This is a genomic window from Candidatus Zixiibacteriota bacterium, from assembly GCA_035574315.1.
Classification (GTDB): domain Bacteria; phylum Desulfobacterota; class Binatia; order UBA9968; family UBA9968; genus DATLYW01.
In genome coordinates this window covers 1-21,833 of record DATLYW010000038.1, presented here as the reverse complement: position 1 = coordinate 21,833, position 21,833 = coordinate 1, and the positions used below count along the sequence as shown (strand labels likewise).

The following is a 21,833-nucleotide window of genomic DNA, read 5'->3' as shown; positions in this document are numbered from 1 at the left end:
CGAAGACCGGCACGAGCGCGCCCCGGGCGCCTCCCCGCGCCAAACGACTTGAACCGAGCGAAGCGCTTGAACCGCTTGAACGGGAGCGAAGCGACAAGAAGCGAGGTTGAAAGGTCAGGTCGTTTGACAATACTCTCTCCGTACCGCTGTCGGCGCGAAGCCGCAGCGTCGAACCCTGGAGGTCGAAATGGAACTGTACGGGCTTGATGCTTACTCGCCCAAGGAAATCGCCGAGCGCGTCGAGAACGTCGGAGTAGCCAAGGCCCGCCTGCCGCTTTTTTCGCAAATCACGCTCGGCGTCCTGGCGGGCGGATTCATCGGCCTCGGCGCGCTCTATTTCACGCTGCTCACGAGCGACGAGCGCCTGGGCTTCACCGCGGGCCGGCTCCTCGGCGGCGCGAGCTTTTCCCTGGGATTGATTCTCGTCGTTGTCGCGGGGGCGGAGCTTTTCACCGGCAACAACCTGCTGGTCATGGCCTGGGCCGCCGGTCGCATCGGCGCCGGGGAGCTGTTGCGGAACTGGGCGGTGGTTTTCATCGCGAACTTCGTCGGCGCGCTCGGCCTCGTGCTCCTCACCGTGTTGTCGAACCACGGGACGATGAACGACGGAGCCGTCGGAGCCAACGCCGTGAAGATCGCCGCGGCCAAGACGGCGCTGCCCTTCTGGGAGGCTTTTTTCAAAGGGATCCTCTGCAATGTGCTGGTGTGTCTGGCGGTCTGGCTCGCGCTGGCGGGGCGCGGCGTCGCCGACAAGATTCTCGCCATCCTGTTCCCGATCTCGGCGTTCGTCGCCGCGGGCTTCGAACACAGCGTGGCCAACATGTACTTCATACCGCTGGGGATCCTCCTGTGCGACCGCTACCCGGCACCGGCCGGACAGCAGCTCTCGTGGTCCGGCCTGCTTGACAACCTAGCCCCCGTCACGCTCGGAAACGTTTTTGGCGGCGGCGTCATGGTCGCCCTCGTCTATTACCTCATTTACCGCCGTCCGGTTCGCGGCTCGGAGCATTGAGGAAACTCGTGCGGGCGTCTGTTTTCGCAGCGGTGGGGAATCGAGGCCGTAATTTCGCACGAGTGCAAAAGGCGGGATCACACGGGAACATCGAGGACGCCGGAAACTAAAAAGCAAATCTTTTCCCGCCGTTGGCACAATCGCTGCACAAGCGAGTGACAGCACCAATCAGGAGGCCGGTTCATGCCAGGTGCGCGCGAATACGCCAGGATGAAAGTCGCCGACGTCATGACCCCCGAACCGCTCACGGTGGCGCCGACGGATACGGTGGGCCAGGCCGAGGAGCTGATGAACACCAACAGGATCCGCCAGCTTCCCGTGACGCAGGGCAACGAGCTGGTCGGCATCGTCACCGACCGCGACGTCCGGTCGTTCCTGAGCAACACGCTCCTGGCCAGCCCGGAGGCCAGGGAGCAGGCGTTGAACACGGAAGTCCGGGAGATCATGACCACAGAGCCGCTGACGCTTTCCCCCGACGACGAGCTGCTCGACGCCCTGGAGCTGTTCGTCGAGGAAAAGATCGGCGGCGTGCCCGTGGTGGACGACGTCGAGGGGCTCGTGGGGATCGTCACCTATTGGGACCTGCTGCGTTGTTTTCTCGACCTTATCCAGGAAGAAGAATGACGGAGAATCCGATGAAGAACGGAAGAGCAAGAGTCGTCCGGGAAATCATGATGGGCTCGCCCGTGACGCTCCGGCCCGAGGACACGCTCGATCTCGCCAGCGATCTGATCTCGCTCGGGCGGATACGCCACATCCCGATAGTCGAAGAAGGCCGGCTGGTCGGGCTGTTGAGCAGCCGCGATCTCCTGGGAGCGGCGGCTTCGGCGATCTTCGGCCTGAAACCCCGGAGCAGGAGCGCCCTGCTGAAAACCGTGCGGATCAAGGACGTGATGAAGAAAAACGTCATAACCGTGCGCCCCGACACCCCGATCAAGGACGCGGCCCGGCTGATGGCGGAAAAAAAGATCGGTTGCGTTCCCGTGATGGACGAGGGAACGCTCATCGGGCTCGTCACCACCACCGATATCCTCCGGTACGTCGAAGAGCTGTAGCTCGCGCCCGCGCGCGGCGAAGGAGGGAGAATGGCCGGTTTCCTGGGAGAAAAAGAAGTCCTCAACCGCGAGCGGGTGAAGCAGATCATCCAGAACAGGGAGTACTCTTACATCGAGGAGAAGGTTTCGCTGCTCGACATCCGCGACGACGCATTGATCCTGAAAATCTCCTTCCTGATCGAATACCGCAAGCGCATGATCTCGATCGAGGAAAAAGAGCCGATCGTGATCCCTTTCAAGGATTTCCGGGTCGAGGATTGGGGCGACGGCATCCGCAAAGTCGCCGATATCGAGTGACCCGCGTCCCCACCGCCGCGTCTTATCGCGGTCTGGTCGAATCGTCGAAGCTCTTGTCCAAAGCCTTGATCGAGTCCATCAGCAACTGCACTGCGTAAGTCGAGTTGTGAATCCCGCGGCTGCGATCTTCTTGCACGAATTTGTAATTGTAGAGCGCCGCGACCACCTCGAGCGGGTATTGGGTTTTGGAGTTCACGAACCTCCCCCTGGCGTCGTAGGGCGCGTCCTTCATCGTCTGCAGCAGACCCGCGCCGCGGTCGTTGATCAGCCGCTCGTAGAGTCCCTGGATCTCGTCCTGGATCGGCTCCGTCCTGCCGTCGCCGTCGTAATCCGCCGGCGCGCGCCGGTCGAACGACAGCGTTCCCGGCACCTGCTTCATCTCTCCGTGGCAGCCCGAGCTGAGACAGCCGGCCGCGTTGAGCTTCGGCGCGCCGTGCACTTCGCCTTCGACCTTGAAACTGTGGCCGCCGATCGCCGGAGACAGGGAATAACGCCCCGCGGGCTGGGCCATGTGGCACGTGACACACTGGGCGCCGGGCAGCCCCGCATGGGCGGAGCTCGAATACTTCCGGCCGGGGAACTCGTAGCCGTTCGTGCCCTGGAGCATGTCCGCCTGAGGCCCGTGGTGCGGCCCCCAGCTGGCCGAAGGGATGGCGCGCGCCCGGACCTCTTCCTTCGGGGTGCGCCGCGCTCGATGACAGTTGGCGCAGAGGTTCCCGCTGCCGCGATCGAAGACCGCGCCGTTTGCCAGGACGACCGGCGACGCCGTGCGCAGCGAGAAATCTCCTTTCTCGTGCGGCGCGTGGCACGTGACGCAACCGATCTCGGATGGATTGGCGACGAACTTCTTGACCTCGACCTTGCCCGTCTTGACTTTTTGAATGAACCCCTCGTTCGTATGGCAAGCCTGACAATCGTCGGCGTTGGCATAGGACGCGTTGCCGATGGTGCGATGGCCCGAGGTCAGGTACTGCGTGCGCGCGCCGCGCACGGGGTATTGGGCCTCCGAGCCGTGGCATGCGACGCACGCTTTCGGCAGCACGGTCGTTTGTGTCGGCGCCGCCGACGGCCAGAAAACCGCTGCACAGAAAGCCAGCGCACCGCCCAGAGAGCGGAACCGGATAATCATCTCGATCGCCATCTTGATAGTCATCTCGGCCTCCGAAGCCCGTGGAGTCGCGCGATCACCCGCCGCGCAGAACGGTCCTCTGCGATCCCATGCAACGTTCGGTCCAACGTGTCCGTTCGCATTTTCCGGAACGCGCGGCTCCCGTCCATGGCACTCTTGACGATTCAGCAGGAGACGAAAGACAGCGCCCAGCCTCGTTTGCCTGGAAATTCCCTCGAAAAGACGCGCTTTTCGGGCGAGAGCGCGCGGCTGGCCCATGGCACCGAAATTGCGGGTGCTCTTGCAAAAATCGGCGTCGATCTGCGTTCCGCTCTCCTGGCTGCGAAGTGGCAGATCACCCGTGCGAAAACCAAAGGAGGATCTCCATGACGCGAGCTGGCTATGCGATCTATTTCGATCGGCTCCGTCAACGCCGCAAAGAGATCGAGATGACGGTCGAGCATCTCAAGGTCGAGCGCCGCCGGCTCGACGAAAGCGCGCCGTGGATGGACCGGGTCGCCTACCGCAGTCGGGTCCGGCTGTTGGAGCGCGTCGCGGGCTGGTATTACGAGGAGCTCGCCGAAGTGGAGGCGGCCATGGGGAGAGTTGAGGCCGGGCTTTACGGCCGATGCACCAGCTGCCACAGCCCGCTCGACGCCGAACGTCTCGAGGACACGCCGGCCGTCGAGCTCTGCGCTCTCTGCGAGCGCCGGCGCAGTAGGGCCGAGGCCGGCTGAGTTTCTAGCGCGGCTCGCGCGCCGCCTTCTTCAAGCAGTCGCGGATGAAGCGTTCGCAACGCTCCGCCAGCGAGTCGGGCGGCTCCCGGGTATCGAGATCGAGCCGGTTTTCCCCTTCCCCGGCGTACGGCTCGGCCTCTTCTTTTTGCCGCAGGAATATTTCCCACCGTCCGTCGGACCAGTCGCCGCCCTTCGCCGCGCGTTCCGCCAGCCGCGCTTGAACGCTCTCGTCCGGCGCGAAGCATCGAATGAAGCAGACTGGCGTCCGGTGCCGGGCCGCGACCCGGTTGATCTCTTCCCGGTGCGATCGTTTGATGTAGGTCGCGTCCAGGATCGCGCCGCTTCCCTCCTCGATGCGTCTTTCGGCCTCGGCCGCCATTTCGGCGTATGTCCTTTCCGTCATCTCCGGGCTGTAGAGACCTTCGCCATACGGCACGGTGTGCGCTCCGGGGACGCCTGCCGCCGTCTTGCGAACCCGGTCCGAGCTGATCACTTCCATCCCCAACCTTTGCGCCAGCTCCCGGGCGAGCGTGGATTTGCCCGAGCCCGTGAGGCCGCAAACCACCACCAGAAACGGTTTCACCGCGTCCCACGCGTAGCGTGCGGCGAAACGAAAGTAGGGGGCGGCGACGTCGCCCGCGCCGCGCAGCGCTCCGACCTTGCCCCGCACCAGCGCCCGGTACGCCTTGTAAAACGGCAGCAGACGGGGCATGTCGCGGTCTTCGACCAGCTCAAGGTAGCGGGAGAGAAAAGGTTCGACCAGCGCGCCGGCACCCCGGACCTCCAGATCCATCACGAGGAAAGCGATTTCGGAGGCGAGATCACAGCGGCGCAGATCGCGGCTGAACTCGATGCAGTCGAAGACCTGAATGCCTTCGGGAGCGAAGCAGACGTGATCGCAGTGCAGGTCTCCATGCACGTCCCGGATCCAGCCGCCGGCGTGCCGGCGCTCCAGCAAGGAGCGTTGGCGGTCGACAAAAACCTCCCCGAGCTCCTTGAGGCCGGCCCACGTATCCCTGCCGAGAACAGAGCCGGTGAACGGCTCGAGGTCCGCGAGGTTGGCGAGCCACGCGCCACGCACCGCCGCAGGATAGTCCGCGGTCCTCCCGGGCGGCGCCGGCGGGGCCTGCTTGTGGAACGCCGCCAGCAGCTCGGCCAGCTCGCGCATCATTCCGGGGGTCGCCTCCCCCGACTGGATCAACGCCGGCAGCATGCGGTTTTCCGGCAGCCGGCGCATGACCAGAACGTATTCCCGGACGGGACCGGAGCCTCCCAGCCGCCACCCCGTTCGGGTCGCCGTGATCGGTACGATAGTCAGGTAGACCGACGGCGCGAGTCTGCGGTTGAGCCGCAACTCTTCGTAAAGGAAGCGGCGCCGTTTTCCCAGGGTGGAGTAGTCGAGAAAAGGAAAGCGAACGGCTTTTTTTATCTTGTAAACCAGATCGCCGGCAAAGAAGAGGTGCGAGATGTGGGTTTCCTTGTGTGTGACCTCGGCCGGTCGCTTCGGATAGAAGCCCGGCTCCATCATGGCCGCAACGATCGACTTCTGGTCGGAGTCGCTCTGTGCCGCCTTCTTGAGCCCGGGGTTTCCCACGCCGGTTGCCTCCGAAAGGCCGATTCGCAACAGCGATGCCAGCGCCCCGGATCAGGGGAAAACGCCTGACGTCGGGCGAGAGAGCCCCGAATCCCCGGGCTTCAACCCCGGATTCGTGGAATCGGTGGACCCAGGGCCCCGGCCCCGGTATGCCGGACCATGGACCCAAGGACGCGGACCTTGAGTCAGGTGATGCCGAGCTCCTCGATCTTGCGGTAGAGCGATGAAAGGCTGATATCGAGCAATTTCGCGGCTTCGCGGCGGTCCTGCCCCACCTGTTCCAGCACCCGCACGATGTGCTGGCGCTCGAACTGCCGGAGCGCGTCCTTCAGATTGTACGTAAAGATCGGGTGCGCCGCAGAGCTGGCCAGGATAGCGGCCGGCAGATCCTTGACCGTGATGCGGTCGCCTTCGGCGAGAATCATGGTATGCTCGATCACGTTGTCGAGCTCCCGCACGTTGCCTTTCCAGGGAAGCGACATGAGCACGCGCAGGACCTCTTCATCGGTCCCCTGAAAGTTCTTCTTCAGTTCGGGATTGTGCTTCTTGATCAGATGATCGACGAGGAGCGGGATGTCTTCCGGCCGCTCGCTGAGCGACGGGATGTGGATCTCCATGACGTTAAGCCGGTAGTAGAGATCCTCGCGGAAGCGGCCCGCCTCCACTTCCTTTTTCAGGTTTTTGTTGGTGGCCGCCAGGACGCGCACGTCGATGCGCCGCGGAGTGGTGCTGCCGATCGGCAGGATCTCCTTGGCTTCGAGGGCCCTCAAAAGCTTGACCTGCAGATGCTGGGGGATCTCGCCGATCTCGTCGAGAAAGATCGTGCCGCCGCGGGCCCGCTCGAAAAGTCCTTCCTGGTTGGCGAAAGCGCCGGTAAAGGAGCCCTTGACGTGGCCGAAGAGGAGGCTTTCGAGCAACGTTTCCGGCAGGGCTCCGCAGTTTACGGGGAGAAAGAGCTTGTCCTTGCGATCGCTGTGGGCGTGGATCGCCATGGCGATCAGCTCCTTGCCCGTTCCGCTGTCGCCGGTGATGAGCACGGTCGCCTGGGTGTGCGCCACCTTCTTGACCATCTCGAGGACGTCGCGGATGGCTTTGCTTTTTCCGATGATGTTCTCGAAATGGTATTCCATCTTGCCTTACGTCGGCGCCGGCCCGGGCATGCCTCCGCAGAGCGCGAGCGCCCGGCGGCTCCCGCTTCGGGCTCGGCTAAAGCCTTTCGCTCTCCTTGAGCAGGTCCGGGTCGGAGCAGTACTCCCGCAGGGCGGCCTTGAGCTTTTGCCGCTGAACGCTCGCGGGAACGCCCAGGTTTTCCATGGTCTTGGCGATTTGCGGCCCTCCGAGCTGAAGCAACTTGCCGTAAATCGCGTCGATCTCGGAATTTTCGATCTCCAGGGCCAGGCGAAAGCTCTCTTCGACCCCCAAAGTCGCTGTCCCGCGTTCGAGATAGGAGAGCAGACGGGCCTTCAGCTCCTCCGCCTTGCCCCGGGAGAGGTCCGGATCGAGCCGGTCTTCCTCGTAGTTGGCGATCACGTCCTTGCAGGCGAGCAAGATGAGCGCGTGCTGCTCCTCCTCCTTCGCCATGTTCCACCAGAAGTCGCGCAACGGGTGGTTCAAAAAGACGTGGGAGAAGCGAAAATAGATCTTCGAGACCAGCCGCTCGATCTCGGCAAAACGTTCGAAAAGCTCAAGCGGGTCTTCCGCCGTCACGCCTCACCCATCCGCTCGCGCAGGAACTCGAGCAGCTCGATATGCTTTTCGGAGTCCCGGATCATCGATTCCAAGAGGATCTTGAATATTCCATAATAGTATCCGCTGCTTTCCTTTACAAGAGCCTTGCATTCGCGGACCCCCTCCTTCTCCAGGGCGATCAGATCCTCCGTCACCGAGCGCAGCTGATGGTTCAGTTCCCCGAGATCGGCCACCCCATCGAGCGCTCCTTCCGGCTTGCTCCAGAGCATGCTGCCGCGGAGCGTGTTGATCATGGCGTGGATCACGGCGCGATGCTTTTCCTCGTCCGAAATGATGAGCTGGAGAATGAACTTGATCACCGGGTTGGGAGCCATGGCCAGGATCTTTTTGTAATGGCTGATCGAAGCCTCTTCCCTGGACTCATGGGTCTCGAACTCGTTCAGCAACCTCTCGATCGGGGAAAGCTCTCCGCGCTGGCCGGTCGCGGTTTCCAATCCGAACAATACGGCTATGTCGTCCATACTTTTTTCTCCTCGTCCGGTCCTTGATCGGCGGCAAATCGGACCTATAATGAAGCTGCGATTTTCTTCCGCCTCGCAACGTTCTTTCGAGCAAGGGACATGCCACGACTCGAGAGATCCATTATCAAGGAAGGAAACGGCTGAGGTCCGGAATTTTTCTCCGGTGTGAAAATAATACAGGCGGAATTCGCAGGACTGCAAAGCATTCGCCGATTCCGGCTCCGGGCGCGGAGGCAAGGCCGGGAAGGCTTTCATAGTTTCTCGCGGCAGCGGGCGACCGCAGGAAGGCAGGGTTCATGGAGACCATGAGCCGTTCCCCCGAGAACCCCAATGTCGGTGTGCTGGTGGGCGGAGGGCCGGCGCCGGGCATCAACGGCGTCATCAGCGCGCTGACGCTCGAGGCGCGCAATCGCGGGCACGCCGTGCTCGGCATCTATGACGGCTTCCAGTGGCTGATGGCGGGAGACACCGGCCACGTCCGCGAGCTCGACCACGAGCAGGTGTCCCGGGTTCATTTCCAGGGGGGATCGATCCTCAACACCTCGCGCGCCAATCCTACCAAACGAAACGAGGACCTTCGCCAGGTCGTCGCCAGCCTGGACGCTCTCCGAATCGGTTATCTGGCCACCATCGGCGGCGACGACACGATGTTCGCCGCGAGCCGGGTCGCGGCGCAGGCCGGAGGGCGCATCCGGGTCTGCCACGTTCCCAAGACCATCGACAACGATCTCCCGCTGCCGGGGGAGATCCCGACCTTCGGCTTCGAGACCGCGCGCCAGCTCGGCTCCTCCATCGTTCAGAACCTGATGGAGGATTCGCGCAGCACCGGCCGCTGGTACTTCGTGGTGGTTATGGGACGTTCCGCCGGCCACCTCGCGCTCGGCATCGGGAAGTCCACCGGCGCCACGCTGACCGTCATTCCGGAGGAGTTCACGGGCCCGATTCACCTGGAGACCGTTTGCGACATCCTCGAAGGCGCGATCCTCAAGCGCAAGGCGCTGTGGAACCGGGCCGATGGCGTGGCGATCATCGCCGAGGGGCTGCTCGAGCGCCTGCCGCCCGAGGAGCTGAACGGTATCGAGGCGGTACGGATCGCGCACGACGACTACGGCCACCTCCGCCTCGCGGAGGTCGACCTGGCCTATATCCTGAAGACGTTGATCGAGCGCCGCTTCGCCGCCCGGCGGACGCCGATCACGGTGGTTCACAAGAACATCGGCTATGAGCTGCGCTCCGCTCCGCCGATCGCGTTCGACTGCGAGTACGTGCGTGCGCTCGGCTACGGCGCGGTGGAGTTTCTGCTCAATCCCACCGGTCCGGCGGCCCGGCTTACCGGGGCGCTGGTCTGCCTGATCGGCGGCCAGCTCGAGTACCTCGACTTCGCGAGCCTGCTCGATCCGGCAACCGGGAAATCGCGCATCCGCGCCGTCGACATCGACAAGCCGTCGTACAAGATCGCCCGCGAGTACATGATCCGGCTGGAGCGGGAGGACTTCGAAAAACCCGAGCGTCTGAGCCTTCTCGCCCGCGCGGCAGCCTCGGGCGGCAACCCGTGCACGCCCGAACAGTTCAGGGAACGATTTGGCTATCTGACGACGCTTCGCGGCGGCGCCTAGCGCGGCGCCTCGCGAGCGGCGACCGCTTCCCACTCAGGAGGAACCATGCCGACCAAAGTAGCGATCAACGGATTCGGCCGGATCGGGCGCCTCAGTCTCAGGGCGATGCTGCAGCGTCACAAGAACGAGCTTACGGTGGTGGCGATCAACGACATGGCAGACCTCAAGACCAACGCGCACCTGTTCCGCTACGATTCCACCTACGGCATCTACCCCGGGCCCGTCGAGGTGGGCGAGGGAATGCTGAAGGTCGACGGCTGGAACATCGCCGTGCTCAACCAGAAGGATCCGTCGAGGCTGCCGTGGAGCCGGCTCGGCGTCGAGATCGTCGTCGAGTCGACGGGGGTCTTCACCGACGGAGCGCAGGTCCGCGCGCATCTGGAAGCCGGTGCCAAAAAAGTGATCATCACGGCGCCCGCGACCAACGAGGACCTCACGCTCGTCCTGGGCGTCAACGATTCCGATTACAACCCGCGCAAGCACCACGTGGTCTCCAATGCCTCGTGCACCACGAACTGCCTAGCCCCGGTGGCAAAGGTTTTGCACGAAACTTTCGGCATCGAGCGCGGCCTGATGACGACGACGCACGCCTACACCAACGACCAGCGCATCCTCGACCTGATGCACAAGGATTTGCGGCGCGCCCGCGCGGCGGCGATGAACATCGTCCCGACCAGCACCGGGGCCGCCAGAGCGATCGGCCTGGTGATGCCCGAGCTCAAAGGCAAGCTGCACGGCCTTTCGCTGCGCGTCCCGACCTCCACGGTCTCCGTGGTCGACCTCGTGGTCGATCTCAAGAAATCGGCATCCGTGGAAGACGTCAACGGCGCTCTCGAACGGGCCTCGAAAAACCGCTTGCGGGGGATACTCGAGTACTGCAACGAGCCCTTGGTTTCGAGCGATTTCCGTGGTAATCCAGCTTCCTCGATAGTGGACGCCCTGTCGACCGTGGTTCTGGACGGGAAGATGGCGAAAATCCTGTCATGGTACGACAACGAATGGGGCTACAGCTGTCGCGTCGGCGACGTGGCGGCGATGATGGCGGAAAAGGGGCTGGGTTGAGACGCCGCCGCGGGAGCGGGAAGCGGCGTTCCGGCGTCGGCCGGCGTTCCGCGACCGTGACCGTCTGAAAGCAGGCGGCTGCCGCGAAGGAGGTGCACGGCATGGTTGCGAAGGACATCATGACCAGGGATGTCATCACCGTGAGTCCCACCACGACGGTGAAGCAGCTCGCGATGATCTTGATCAAGAACCAGATCAGCGGCGCGCCGGTCACCGACAAGACCGGCAAAATCGTGGGCGTGGTTTCCGAATCGGATATCGTCTCGAAGAAGGGCAAGAGCGTTCGCGAGATCATGAGCCGAAAGGTCATCAGCGTCCCGGCGGACGCTCCCGTGGAGGAGATCGCGCGCCTGATGACGACTCACAAGATCAAACGCCTGCCCGTCATGAGCAACGGCCAGGTTCTCGGCATCGTGAGCCGCGCCGACATCGTCAACGCGATCGCGCTCGGCAAGCACGTCGCCCTCCACACGCCCGTCTACGACCTGTAGCACGCCGCAGCGGTCTGGCCAGGCCCGCTTCGCGCACCGCGATCGAAACGTTTCCCCCCTGCCGCAGGCGCTCCGTTACGGCGCCTCCTCATTCCAGATTTTAGGAACACAGGTCGCATCCATTCCGAGCGATAGGAATGGCGCATCGGCCGGGGCGAAGCAAGTGCCTGATTTTACACGCCGATTGCCACGACCCTTCGCTGGCATTCCTCTTGCGAAAATCGACGCGCAACAAGCCAATCCATTCGGTGCGGCATCCCAAGGTCCAGTGAAATCGAGGAACGGCATCCCCCCGGACTCGCGCGGTCGGCGCACAGGCGCAGCCGCGCGCCGGGGCGCGTTGCACGGGACTGCCGTCTGAAATTTTCCGGACGCCCGGGAGAAAAGCCGGCACGAAGATTACCCCAGGAGGCATGATGGCGCAGAAGATCGCAACTTTCGACGACTGGAAGGATCTCTTCTTCAAGTGGCAGAAGGATATCGGTTTCGATTCTTCCCTGATCAAGGACTATAACTTCGACGCCTTTTACGACGGCGGAACGCACGACGAGATCGAATTCGGCGAGTTCAAGGGGCGCAAGAAGTTCTCCAAGGTGCTCGACATTCCGACGCAGGACATGCGCGACGCGCTGCTTCACCTGATCTACTATCAGGGCGACACCGAATTCGCCTCTTCCGAGCAGCAGCGCAAGCTCGTCGACACCGCTCCGAGCGACTACGACCGCCAGTGTCTGCTGCGCGTGATGCGGGAGGAGATGCGCCACGGCTGGCAGATGTGCCACATCCTGGTGAGCCATTTCGGCGACTCCGGCAAGCTCGAGGCGCGCAAGCTGCTGGAGCGCAGGGCCTACGAAGGCACGCGGCTTCTCGGCGCCTTCAACAAGCCCGTGGACAACTGGATCGATTTCTTCACCTACACCTGCTTCATCGATCGCGACGGCAAGTACCAGCTCACGATGCTGCGCCGCTCGAGCTTCGCTCCCCTGTCGCGCAGCATGGGGCCGATGCTCAAGGAGGAGGCCTTCCATCTGTTCACCGGCCAGACCGGGCTCGCGCGCGTCGTCAAGGCGGGGAAGGTTCCGATTCCCATTCTGCAGAAGTACCTCAACAAGTGGCTGTCCACCGGCTACGACCTTCTCGGCAAGGACCGTTCCGGCTCGGCGGCGCGCTTCTACCGCTGGGGCTTCAAAGGACGCTTCAACGAGGCCGAGGCGTCCGCTCCGCCGAAAGACCTGGACCGGCTGAACGAGGAGTCGCGCGAGCTTTACTACCGCGAGAATTGCCAGATCATCGAGCAACTCAACCAGTGGGTTCCCGCGGACCAGCCCAGGCTGCGCCCGCCCGACCTGAAGTTCAACCGGGAGATCGGAGAGTACGCCGGCAAGCCTTACAGCGTCGACGGCGTGCTCCTTTCTCCGGAAGAGCATCAGCGCCACCTGAAGGAGGTCCTGCCCGGCCCCGAGGACGCGAAAATCCTCGCGGCGATCTTCAAAGACGGTTCCTGGGTGGCCGCCGGCAACGCCTGATCCCGGCAACGCTCAATCGAGATACAAGGAGTGGCTTTATGTCGAGCTGGCTGCCTCGGAACGTGTCGACCTTCGGCGGCGACGTCGACGGCATCTTCTGGCTGATCTTCTACATGACCGCCGCCTGGTTCGTTCTGACCGAAGGTCTGATCGTCTATTTCGCTTTCCGCTTCCGACGCCGTGTCGGCCGACGCGCCGCCTACGTCACCGGGAGCGGCTGGAAGCAGCTCTCCTGGGTCCTGGTGCCGGTCGCCGTCGTGATCGTCCTCGATGTCTTTCTCGACCTGCGCGGCGCGGAGGTCTGGGCGCGAATCAAGGGGCAACCCCCGCCGCCCGCCCTCGTCGTCCGGGGAACCGGCAAGCAGTTCAACTGGGAGTTCACCTTTCCCGGCCGCGACGGTTCGTTCGACACCCCCGACGACCTGCACGTGGAGAATAACCTCCACGTGCCGGCCGGGAAGGTGATCCACGTCGTCCTCACGTCCAAAGACGTCATCCACAGTTTTTTCCTTCCCCACCTGCGCCTGAAGCAGGACGTGGTGCCGGGTCGGCAGATCACCGTCTGGTTCGAGGCGACGCAACCCGGGGAATACGAGATTCCGTGCGCGGAGCTGTGCGGGTTCGGCCACTCGGGCATGAAGGGCATGCTCTACGTGCACACGCAGCAGGATTTCGACAAATGGCTGGCCGAGCGGCTCGCGGAAACCGACGCGCTCGCGGCCCGAAAGCAGCGGTAGGAGGCGGTCGAACGTGAGCCGCGATTTCCACAGCGTACATTCCGAGCCGAGCGGCTTCTTGCGCCGCTACGTCTTTTCCACGGACCACAAAGTCATCGCCAAGCAGTACCTGGCGCTTTCCATGTTCTGGGGGCTGTTCGGCGGCGCCACCGCGTATCTGATCCGGTGGCAGCTGGCGCGCCCCGAAGCCGAGGTTCCCGGCTGGGGATACGTCTCGCCGGACGTCTACAACGCCCTGGTCACGATGCACGGAACGATCATGGTGTTCTTCGTCGCCATGCCCTTCCTGCTCGCCGTCTTCGGCAATTTCCTGATCCCGCTGATGATCGGGGCGCGAGACATGGCCTTTCCCCGCCTGAACATGCTCTCCGTCTGGGTCTTCTTTCTCGCCTCCGTCACGCTGCTCGCCTCCATTTTCGTTCCCGGCGGACCGGCTTCGGCGGGATGGACCGGATACCCGCCGCTGTCGGCCAAGCCGGAGTACACGGGCGTCGATTGGGGGCTCAACCTCTGGATCCTCGCGCTGGCGCTGGAATTCGCGTCGTTCCTTCTCGGCGGCATCAACTTTCTCACCACGGTGATGAACCTGCGGGCGCCCGGCATGACGTTCTTCCGCCTGCCGATGCTGGTCTGGATGCAGCTCATCGCCGCGGTCGTCTTCATGATCTCCGTGGGCCCGCTGATCGCGGGAGCCGTGATGCTGCTGCTCGATCGCATTGCCGGCACGACGTTCTATCTGCCGGAGGGAGGAGGGGAGCCGCTGCTCTGGCAGCACCTGTTCTGGTTTTTCGGCCATCCGGAGGTCTACGTCATCCTGCTGCCCGCCTTCGGCATCATCCTCGACGTGATGAGCGTCTTCAGCCGCAAGCCGGTCTTCGGTTACCGCCCCATCATCTACGCGAGCCTGGTCGCAGGTTTTTTGAGCTTCGTAGTCTGGGCGCACCACCAGTACATCAGCGGCCTCGATCCTCGGCTGGCGATGCCGTTCAGCGTCACCACCATCCTCATCTCGGTCCCCTTCTCTTTCGTGGTCTTCTCGATGATCGCGACCCTGTGGGGCGGCTCGATCCAGTTCACCACGCCGATGCTGTTCGCGGTGGGCTCCCTGGGGGTCTTCATCTTCGGGGGCCTCACGGGCATCTTCAACGGCTCGGCGCCGTTCGATATCTACATCCATGACACATATTTCGTCGTGGCCCATTTTCACTCGACGCTGATCAGCGCGGTTTTCTTCGGCGGTCTCGCGGGGCTCTACTTCTGGTTCCCGAAGATGTTCGGCCGGATGATGAACGAAACGCTGGGCAAGATCCACTTCTGGCTCACCTTCGCCTGCTTCATCCTGGTTTTCGGGCCCATGCACCTGCTCGGGCTGGGAGGGATGATGCGCCGCATCGCCAACCCGTTGCAGTACGACTTCCTCAAGCCCCTGGAGCCTCTGAACCTCTTCATCACGATCGCCGCGACCGTGCTCATCCTGTCCCAGGTCATCTTCGTCGTGAACTTCGTCGTGAGCCTCGTGCGCGGCAAGGCGGCGGCGAGCAACCCGTGGAAAGCCAACACGCTCGAGTGGGCAACCGCCTCTCCGCCGCCTCACGAAAACTTCGAGAAGATCCCGAGCGTCTACCGCGGACCCTACGAGTACAGCGTCCCGGGGGCGAGCGACGACTGGCTGCCGCAGGACCGCCCGCTGGCCGACGCTGGGGCCGCTGCTCGCTAGGAGGTCGCACGTGGTCAAAACCGATGTCATGACGCCTTTCGTCGAAGCCGCCACTCCCCCGGGGAAGACCGGGCTCTGGTGGTTCCTGGCTTCCGAGATTCCCGTCTTCGGCGGGCTGATCGCCTCCTACGTGGTCCTCCGCCTGGGCAGCTCCGGGTGGGCCGAGGCGGCGAGTCACCTGAACTTCAGCTACGCGCTCATCAACACTTTCTTGCTCCTCACGAGCAGCATGACGATCGTCATGGCGCACGCCGCCGCGCGTGACCGAAGCTTCGGGCGCGCGTCGCTCTTCCTCGGAGCGACCGTCCTCCTCGGGGCGGGCTTTCTCGGCATCAAGGCTCTGGAGTACAGCGGCGAGATCGCCCACGGCTTCACGCCTGCCGCGGGCATCTTCTGGTCGTTCTATTACGCCATGACCGGGCTCCACGCGCTGCACGTGCTGGTGGGCATCGTCGCCAACCTGACGCTGTGGATCGACGCCGTGCGCGGGAGGCTCGCTCGCCACCCGCATCGAGTCGAGGTCGCCGGGCTTTACTGGCATTTCGTGGACATCGTCTGGATCTTCCTGTTCCCGTTGATCTACCTGTCCTAGGAGAGGAAAAATGAGCGACGTACAAACCCGGCACTACCTCACGATTTGGATCTGGCTGCTCGCGCTCGCCACGGTCTCGGTCGCGGCCGCCTGGGTGCTGCCCAAGGTCGCCGCCCTGTCCCTGATCTTCATGCTTGCATTCGTCAAGGCGCTCTTGGTCGCCCGCGACTACATGCACCTCAAGTACGAGAAGGCGATCACTTACGCGATCGTGCTCGTGCCGCTGGCGTTCGTGATTTTGCTGCTCTTCGCTCTGTTCCCCGACTTCGCCTACCGGCCCCGGCCCTGACCGGGCCCCGGAGACATTCCCCGTTTCCGATTCGCGGTTTTCGTTCTGCCGCTCCACGGTGCCGCCCGGCGGCGCAGGTCCGGCGTGCTGCGTCCGATGTCCGACGTTTGCGCCGCGCTCCGCGTCGCAACGGCTCGAAGGAAGCGTAGCGGTCGAACGGCTTGGACGTCCGCTTACCGGTAGAGCATCACCGCTTCGCGTTCCTCGCGCCACGCCTTTTCTTCGGGGGCGGCGAGCGCCTCAAGGTCCTCGGGCCGGGCGGCGGGGTCGTCCACCCACCGGCGCAGCAGGTCGGTTCCGTTGATGAGATCGATGGCGAGCCGGTCGCGTTCGTACTCGTACGCAAAATCGCGCCAGAGATCGTAGTCGGGGCGCAGCTCCCGCAGCGCCTTCAGCGCCAGCGCCATCAGGCGCCACGGATGAAACGCTCCGGGGTCGTAGGCGTCGGCCTCGACGTGAATCTGAATCCCCGAGCACAACCGCCCGGCGTGCTTGTGGAACGTGGGCTCGAACCAGCACGCGCGCAGCTTGCAGCCGCGCATCCAGCCCGGAGCCAGCGATGCCATCCTGGCGAGCAACGCGCGCGGATCCAGGTCCGGCGCGCCGAAGAGCTCGAGCGGTCGCGTCGTGCCGCGGCCCTCGGAGAGCGTCGTCCCTTCCAGCATGACGGTTCCGGGGTAGCAGCGCGCCATCCAGAGATTGGGGGCGTTCGGGCTCGGGTTCACCCACGCGCGCTCGCCGAGCGGCCAGCCGTAGCCGGGCGCCCGTTGTGGCTCCCACCCCTCCATGGCGACGACCTCGCATTCGACGTCGAGACGGAGCGTGGCCACGAACCATCGCACGAGCTCGCCCAGCGTCAGCCCGTGGCGCATCGGCAGCGCCCCCGCACCCACGAAGCTCTCCCACCCCGATCGAAGCCGCAATCCCTCGACTGCCCGCCCGATCGGATTGGGCCGGTCGAGAACCCAGACCGCCTTGCCGCGCTCGGCCGCGGCTTCCAGCACGTAGCGCAGCGTCGTGACGAAGGTATAGACGCGACAGCCGAGGTCCTGGAGATCGACGAGAAGCACGTCGAAGCAGTCGGTCATCTCCGGCGTCGGGCGCCGCGACTTGCCGTACAGGCTGAACACCGGGATCCCGTGCACGGGGTCGATGAAATCCTCCGATTCGATCATGTTGTCCTGCTTGTCCCCGCGAAGGCCGTGCTGCGGGCCGAACGCGGCGCAGACGCGGATGCCCGGAAGCGCCGCAAGAGCGTCGAGAGAGTGGGCGAGATCGCGGGTGACCGAAGCGGGATGGGCCAGCATCGCCACGCGACGGCCGGCCAGCCGCCTCTGCAGCGCCGGATCGTCCAGCAGCCGATCGATACCGAATCTCATGCGTCTCCTAAGCGAGCGCCAGAACAAAGCCGCCGGGATGGTGAAAGTCGGGCCGCTTCGAGGGGTGCGCGAGCGCCCAGTAGGAAAGCGAGCCTTCCTTGTCCTCGATCACCGCGCAGAGGCCGAGTCGAAGCGGCCGGCCGGCCACGACCGGCAAAGCCGGAAGATCGACGGCCGCGCTCAGGACGAGTCTGTCGCGGCGCGCGAGCACGGCGATGACAGGGGCGGCGATTTCGAGACGGGAACGGCCGGCACGATAGGCGTCAAACGTATACGCCGCCCATTCCCCGGACGGCGAGAAATTGAGCTCGGTGTATCCGTCGAGCCCCTCGACCGCGACGAACGCCTCAAAGCAGGTGTGCTCCCACAGGCCGTCGATTCTTCGCGCCGCGGGGGCGCGGGGTGGGATCGCGAGCCGCTCGATGTCGCCGCGGACCTCGTAAGTCACGGAAACTCCGCCCGGCGTTCGCTCGGCGCGGCACTCGATCTCCTCCACGGCCGCGCCGGCGCCCGCCCCATGAGGCGCGAGAAGCGCGGTTCGCGCGCCGCACCGCGTGAGATTCGGCGCGATGCGCCCGGACGTTGCGGTAACGACGGGCTTGTCTCGGCGGGCTTCGCGCGACATGGGCTGGCGCGCCGGTCACGGCGCGTCAGTGAGGATACTTCACCCGCCGCCGATCCACAAGCCGCGTCCGCCCCCGGCTCGTCCGCCCGTTGACAGCCGGCGGGAAATCGATAGGCTGGCTCCGCCGGATGAAGACGCCGATCGGCATCGCGTTCGTCCTGCTCGTTGTTGTTTCGGCGGCGGTCTGCTTCGCCGATTACACGGGCAAGGGACACGTGCACACGCTGTCGCGGACCGAGCGGGCGTTCCTCAACCACAACTGCCGCGCCACCGCAACGTGCGATCTCAAGCGCTTCTCGCTGACGGTCTCCGAATACGAGGTCTGGTTCGCCGACGACCCCGCGCACCCCACGTACGGGAAAGGCGCAATCGCCGAGTACGAGACCGACTCGGTGGCCGCGCTGGAGAAATACGCGATCGTCCAGTTCACGAAAGGCTGCGTCTTCCACAGCGCGAAGGGTCCGGACGGTCGCATCCGCCGCCGCGTCGACGACACCGTCGTCAGCTTCGGCGAAGAGATCCCTTTTTGCGTCCCCCGCTGGGTGATCGACTCGCAGGATACCGATCCCGCATACAACAGCGACCCCCGCTACGGCAGATTCCATCTTCTGCGGTGGAACCGGCCCGGCTCCTACGAACAACGGACGCAAAAATACTACGGGGCGGAAAAGCCGAAAATCCCGGTCGTCTACGTCGCCGACTACCCCGCCGGAGCGTTCGTCGGCGGGACCGGCGTGCGCAACGTCGCTCTCGAGTTCAAGACCTGCATCTACAAGGCGGGCGAAGTCCCTTCGACGGCCCGGCGCGACGACGTCCGCTTCGCGGTCCCCGTCGCCTGCTTCGACTGGGAGAACGTGTACGTCTACGATTTCGCTTCGGGAACGTTCCGCACCGATCTCGCCGGCGTGCCGCCGTGGGAAACTTTGTATCCGCGGCCGGTCGAACAGATCCACCTCCTCGCGCTCCTCGCTACCCTGTTCATCGCGCTCGCCGTCGTTTCGTCCCGCCTCTTGATCCGCCTGCCTGCCGCGGGCGGCGGTTGCGAGGCAGGTGTCCCGGCCAGTCTCGCCGGGAGGAGAAGGCGCCGGGTTCGATTTTCGGTCGCAGCGCAACCCGGAAGGGCGCCGGGAATATTTTCGAGGTAATTTGTATCTACGATGACGGCAGGAGCAAAATGCTGAGGCATTGAAGCGCCATTGGCGCGAGGGAACATGGAAGATTCGCACAAGAGGTTTAGAACCTGCGCGCTGCCCAATCCGGATCTGCTCTGCCGGGCGGCCCCCCGTTTGATCGGGCGTGGAGCCGATGCGGAGGACCTGGTCCAGGAGAGCCGTCCGCGTGCGTTCGGTCTCCGATGGCGGAATCGAGGACGTTATCGAGTTTGGTCTCCTGTACGTGAGAGGGAAAACGTCTTGACAAGAAAAGGAGGAGGTAACATGAAAAGCGCTCGGGCATTAAATTTCTCGGGGATGCATGCCGCTCTCGTTTTACTGGTCCTTCTTGTTCCCCGCCAGGTCCTCGGCCAGACCTCCGGACCCACTACCCACACGATCTTCATGGCAGCTATCGAGATCAAAGGTGGAACGTCGGCCGACAAGCTCGAACCACCTTCCATCAATCCGAAGGATCTATCGAAAGGTTACGACTTCAAGGCGCCCGGGCAGGCCGACAAGAACGATCCCAAAAGGTGGGAGGTCTCGAGCTACATGTTCGCTCCGAGCAGCCTGGCGGTGCAACAGGGCGACACCGTCAGACTGACCGCGTTCGTCGTCAACGGAGACGAGCATCATGTGCGGGTCAACGACCCCGATGGGCGCGAAGTGATCCCCGAGACAAAATGGAATCGGGGACGGGAATACCGTCTTTCCTTCGTCGCAGAAAAAATTGGCATCTACCACTTGACCTGTTCGGACCACGCACCGACTATGGCGGCGACCATCGTGGTCCTGCCGAGAAAGTGACCGCGAGTCGTTTCAGTCGAAACCGACTCGAAAGACGCTATACGGCGACGCCCGTCCCGCCGGTGGGCTTCCGCCGCTTTCAGTTCCCTCTTCATCGGGATCATCGTTTCAACTCAGCGTCCAGAACAACCTGGCCAAGATCTTCAAGAAGTTTCAGTTCCCTCTTCATCGGGATCATCGTTTCAACACCCACTGCGAGCGACTTAACTTTCGGAGGAAACAAGTTTCAGTTCCCTCTTCATCGGGATCATCGTTTCAACGCGGTTTTCAGCAGGTCTTCAAGCTGCTTCTCCATATGTTTCAGTTCCCTCTTCATCGGGATCATCGTTTCAACGATGGTCGCATTGCGACCCTGGCAGCGGAATACATCTTTCAGTTCCCTCTTCATCGGGATCATCGTTTCAACCTGGCGCGCCGGCCGGATGCCGGCAGGAGAAGGAAAGGACTTTCAGTTCCCTCTTCATCGGGATCATCGTTTCAACGCTGGTGATCGACACCATGGACCAGGCCAACAGGGGGTTTCAGTTCCCTCTTCATCGGGATCATCGTTTCAACCTTCGCCTCAGATCCCGATGCGGGCCAGGTTCTGCAGTGTTTCAGTTCCCTCTTCATCGGGATCATCGTTTCAACCGACCCGGCCGCCATCGTTGCACGGAGTATATACGCGTTTCAGTTCCCTCTTCATCGGGATCATCGTTTCAACTCGTCAACCAGTGCGCCAGGATCATGTGTTCGTGTTTCTGTTTCAGTTCCCTCTTCATCGGGATCATCGTTTCAACTCATCCACGCCCGAGATGCGCTGTCGCGCCTGAGAAGCGTTTCAGTTCCCTCTTCATCGGGATCATCGTTTCAACCAAGCACCAAAGTCTCAACCTTCCCGGCGTTTCGTTTTCGGTTTCAGTTCCCTCTTCATCGGGATCATCGTTTCAACGCTGAAGATTCGCTACAACGCCCGTTTCATCAAGGTCGAGTTTCAGTTCCCTCTTCATCGGGATCATCGTTTCAACATAGCGCCTCTTCCGACGTGAGAGACGCACATACGGCGTTTCAGTTCCCTCTTCATCGGGATCATCGTTTCAACCACTATGGTCATTTCGCTGCCGATTGACGTGTACAGTTTCAGTTCCCTCTTCATCGGGATCATCGTTTCAACGCGGATCACCGCTTCCAAGCACCGAGGCCATGTAGCGTTTCAGTTCCCTCTTCATCGGGATCATCGTTTCAACCTTTCCGGGCCACCGTTTGCTCCCCTCGCAGAAATGTTTCAGTTCCCTCTTCATCGGGATCATCGTTTCAACCGCATCAGCTTCGAGCGCGTAGAAGAGGTTGACACGTTTCAGTTCCCTCTTCATCGGGATCATCGTTTCAACTCGAGGTGCCGGTGCCGCCCGAGATCACGATCGACGTTTCAGTTCCCTCTTCATCGGGATCATCGTTTCAACTTGGCGTGCTCGAAGCGTTCTCGGTGCCGTACGTCCGTTTCAGTTCCCTCTTCATCGGGATCATCGTTTCAACGCATACGGGACACTTTGCGGTGATGTACGGCTGATTAGGTTTCAGTTCCCTCTTCATCGGTTGTGGCCCGACTTCTGTAGAAATTCGTTCCTTCGGTATCCATGCCTGAAAAATTTGTTCCACAATTGGCTTATAACGAACGATCTTCGCTTCACCAAGGCTCCAGCATCCCCCCCTTAGGCCGCCACCGACATGGAGACTTGATTCAGCTCCCTCCAGCCATCGATGCGCCGCATATGGATCTGACCGCTGACCAAAAGCCCAAACAGCAAACGCTCGGCTGCTTGCGCGTCGGGAAGCGATCCTTGGG

The 21,833-nt window shown here is 63.0% G+C and carries 23 protein-coding genes and 1 CRISPR repeat array; of the genes, 16 read left to right on the top strand and 7 right to left on the bottom strand.

Annotated elements, in window-relative coordinates:
• Positions 1–187 precede the first annotated feature (187 nt).
• From VNN77_13510 to VNN77_13495, 4 genes are all read left to right on the top strand, one after another.
• Positions 188–1,012: a formate/nitrite transporter family protein gene (locus VNN77_13510; protein ID HXG52408.1), complete on the top strand. Its 825-nt coding sequence runs from the start codon at positions 188–190 to the stop codon at positions 1,010–1,012.
• A gap of 183 nt (positions 1,013–1,195) precedes the next feature.
• Complete coding sequence (locus tag VNN77_13505; protein HXG52407.1) at positions 1,196–1,636, top strand: CBS domain-containing protein; 441 nt, start codon at positions 1,196–1,198, stop codon at positions 1,634–1,636.
• 11 nt (positions 1,637–1,647) lie between these two features.
• Complete coding sequence (locus VNN77_13500; protein HXG52406.1) at positions 1,648–2,067, top strand: CBS domain-containing protein; 420 nt, start codon at positions 1,648–1,650, stop codon at positions 2,065–2,067.
• A 30-nt stretch (positions 2,068–2,097) separates the two neighbouring features.
• On the top strand, positions 2,098–2,364 hold the full coding sequence (locus tag VNN77_13495) for a hypothetical protein (protein HXG52405.1): 267 nt from the start codon (positions 2,098–2,100) through the stop codon (positions 2,362–2,364).
• Positions 2,365–2,386: 22 nt separating this feature from the next.
• Here the strand turns inward: VNN77_13495 and VNN77_13490 are convergent, their stop codons facing one another.
• On the bottom strand, positions 2,387–3,517 hold the full coding sequence (locus VNN77_13490; protein HXG52404.1) for a hypothetical protein: 1,131 nt from the start codon (positions 3,515–3,517) through the stop codon (positions 2,387–2,389).
• Positions 3,518–3,640: 123 nt separating this feature from the next.
• Here VNN77_13490 and VNN77_13485 point away from each other — a divergent pair, with 123 nt between their 5' ends.
• Together VNN77_13485 and VNN77_13480 are read left to right on the top strand one after the other, a co-directional pair.
• Positions 3,641–3,862, top strand: a complete 222-nt coding sequence (locus VNN77_13485; GenBank protein ID HXG52403.1) for a hypothetical protein — start codon at positions 3,641–3,643, stop codon at positions 3,860–3,862.
• Positions 3,859–4,209, top strand: a complete 351-nt coding sequence (locus VNN77_13480) for a hypothetical protein (GenBank protein HXG52402.1) — start codon at positions 3,859–3,861, stop codon at positions 4,207–4,209. Before VNN77_13485 ends, VNN77_13480 begins: the two co-directional genes overlap by 4 nt.
• A 4-nt stretch (positions 4,210–4,213) precedes the next feature.
• Here VNN77_13480 and VNN77_13475 read toward each other — a convergent pair whose 3' ends face one another.
• From VNN77_13475 to VNN77_13460, 4 genes are all read right to left on the bottom strand, one after another.
• Positions 4,214–5,803, bottom strand: coding sequence for an AAA family ATPase (locus VNN77_13475; protein HXG52401.1), 1,590 nt, complete (start codon positions 5,801–5,803; stop codon positions 4,214–4,216).
• A 185-nt stretch (positions 5,804–5,988) separates the two neighbouring features.
• Positions 5,989–6,933 carry a sigma 54-interacting transcriptional regulator gene (locus VNN77_13470; protein ID HXG52400.1) on the bottom strand — a complete coding sequence of 315 codons (945 nt, stop codon included), beginning with the start codon at positions 6,931–6,933 and terminating at the stop codon, positions 5,989–5,991.
• A 76-nt stretch (positions 6,934–7,009) separates the two neighbouring features.
• Positions 7,010–7,510: a hypothetical protein gene (locus VNN77_13465; GenBank protein HXG52399.1), complete on the bottom strand. Its 501-nt coding sequence runs from the start codon at positions 7,508–7,510 to the stop codon at positions 7,010–7,012.
• Positions 7,507–8,013 (bottom strand): ferritin-like domain-containing protein, encoded by a 507-nt coding sequence (locus tag VNN77_13460; protein HXG52398.1) that lies wholly within the window; start codon positions 8,011–8,013, stop codon positions 7,507–7,509. Before VNN77_13460 ends, VNN77_13465 begins: the two co-directional genes overlap by 4 nt.
• A gap of 296 nt (positions 8,014–8,309) precedes the next feature.
• On the opposite strand from VNN77_13460, the gene pfp reads away from it, so the two are divergent.
• The 8 genes from pfp to VNN77_13420 all read left to right on the top strand — a co-directional run bounded on the left by pfp (position 8,310) and on the right by VNN77_13420 (position 16,043).
• On the top strand, positions 8,310–9,629 hold the full coding sequence (gene pfp, locus VNN77_13455; GenBank protein ID HXG52397.1) for a diphosphate--fructose-6-phosphate 1-phosphotransferase: 1,320 nt from the start codon (positions 8,310–8,312) through the stop codon (positions 9,627–9,629).
• Between the two features lie 45 nt (positions 9,630–9,674).
• Entirely contained in the window at positions 9,675–10,691 is a 1,017-nt protein-coding gene (gap, locus tag VNN77_13450) for a type I glyceraldehyde-3-phosphate dehydrogenase (GenBank protein HXG52396.1), read from the top strand.
• A 101-nt stretch (positions 10,692–10,792) separates the two neighbouring features.
• Positions 10,793–11,182, top strand: a complete 390-nt coding sequence (locus tag VNN77_13445) for a CBS domain-containing protein (protein HXG52395.1) — start codon at positions 10,793–10,795, stop codon at positions 11,180–11,182.
• Between the two features lie 416 nt (positions 11,183–11,598).
• Entirely contained in the window at positions 11,599–12,708 is a 1,110-nt protein-coding gene (locus VNN77_13440) for a Phenylacetic acid catabolic protein (GenBank protein HXG52394.1), read from the top strand.
• A 38-nt stretch (positions 12,709–12,746) separates the two neighbouring features.
• Positions 12,747–13,445 (top strand): cytochrome c oxidase subunit II, encoded by a 699-nt coding sequence (coxB, locus tag VNN77_13435; GenBank protein HXG52393.1) that lies wholly within the window; start codon positions 12,747–12,749, stop codon positions 13,443–13,445.
• A gap of 13 nt (positions 13,446–13,458) precedes the next feature.
• Positions 13,459–15,162, top strand: coding sequence for a cbb3-type cytochrome c oxidase subunit I (locus VNN77_13430; GenBank protein ID HXG52392.1), 1,704 nt, complete (start codon positions 13,459–13,461; stop codon positions 15,160–15,162).
• Between the two features lie 10 nt (positions 15,163–15,172).
• Positions 15,173–15,754: a cytochrome c oxidase subunit 3 gene (locus VNN77_13425; protein ID HXG52391.1), complete on the top strand. Its 582-nt coding sequence runs from the start codon at positions 15,173–15,175 to the stop codon at positions 15,752–15,754.
• 10 nt (positions 15,755–15,764) lie between these two features.
• On the top strand, positions 15,765–16,043 hold the full coding sequence (locus tag VNN77_13420) for a cytochrome C oxidase subunit IV family protein (GenBank protein ID HXG52390.1): 279 nt from the start codon (positions 15,765–15,767) through the stop codon (positions 16,041–16,043).
• A gap of 173 nt (positions 16,044–16,216) precedes the next feature.
• Here the strand turns inward: VNN77_13420 and VNN77_13415 are convergent, their stop codons facing one another.
• Both VNN77_13415 and VNN77_13410 read right to left on the bottom strand, forming a co-directional pair.
• Complete coding sequence (locus VNN77_13415) at positions 16,217–17,422, bottom strand: DUF1343 domain-containing protein (protein ID HXG52389.1); 1,206 nt, start codon at positions 17,420–17,422, stop codon at positions 16,217–16,219.
• Positions 17,423–17,429: 7 nt separating this feature from the next.
• Positions 17,430–18,047, bottom strand: coding sequence for a DOMON-like domain-containing protein (locus VNN77_13410; protein HXG52388.1), 618 nt, complete (start codon positions 18,045–18,047; stop codon positions 17,430–17,432).
• A 128-nt stretch (positions 18,048–18,175) separates the two neighbouring features.
• Between VNN77_13410 and VNN77_13405 the strand changes: the two genes are divergently transcribed.
• Complete coding sequence (locus VNN77_13405) at positions 18,176–19,192, top strand: hypothetical protein (GenBank protein HXG52387.1); 1,017 nt, start codon at positions 18,176–18,178, stop codon at positions 19,190–19,192.
• A 291-nt stretch (positions 19,193–19,483) separates the two neighbouring features.
• Complete coding sequence (locus VNN77_13400; protein HXG52386.1) at positions 19,484–20,008, top strand: hypothetical protein; 525 nt, start codon at positions 19,484–19,486, stop codon at positions 20,006–20,008.
• A gap of 76 nt (positions 20,009–20,084) precedes the next feature.
• A CRISPR array of direct repeats spans positions 20,085–21,598; the repeat unit is 36 nt; unit sequence TTTCAGTTCCCTCTTCATCGGGATCATCGTTTCAAC.
• Positions 21,599–21,833: the final 235 nt, after the last annotated feature.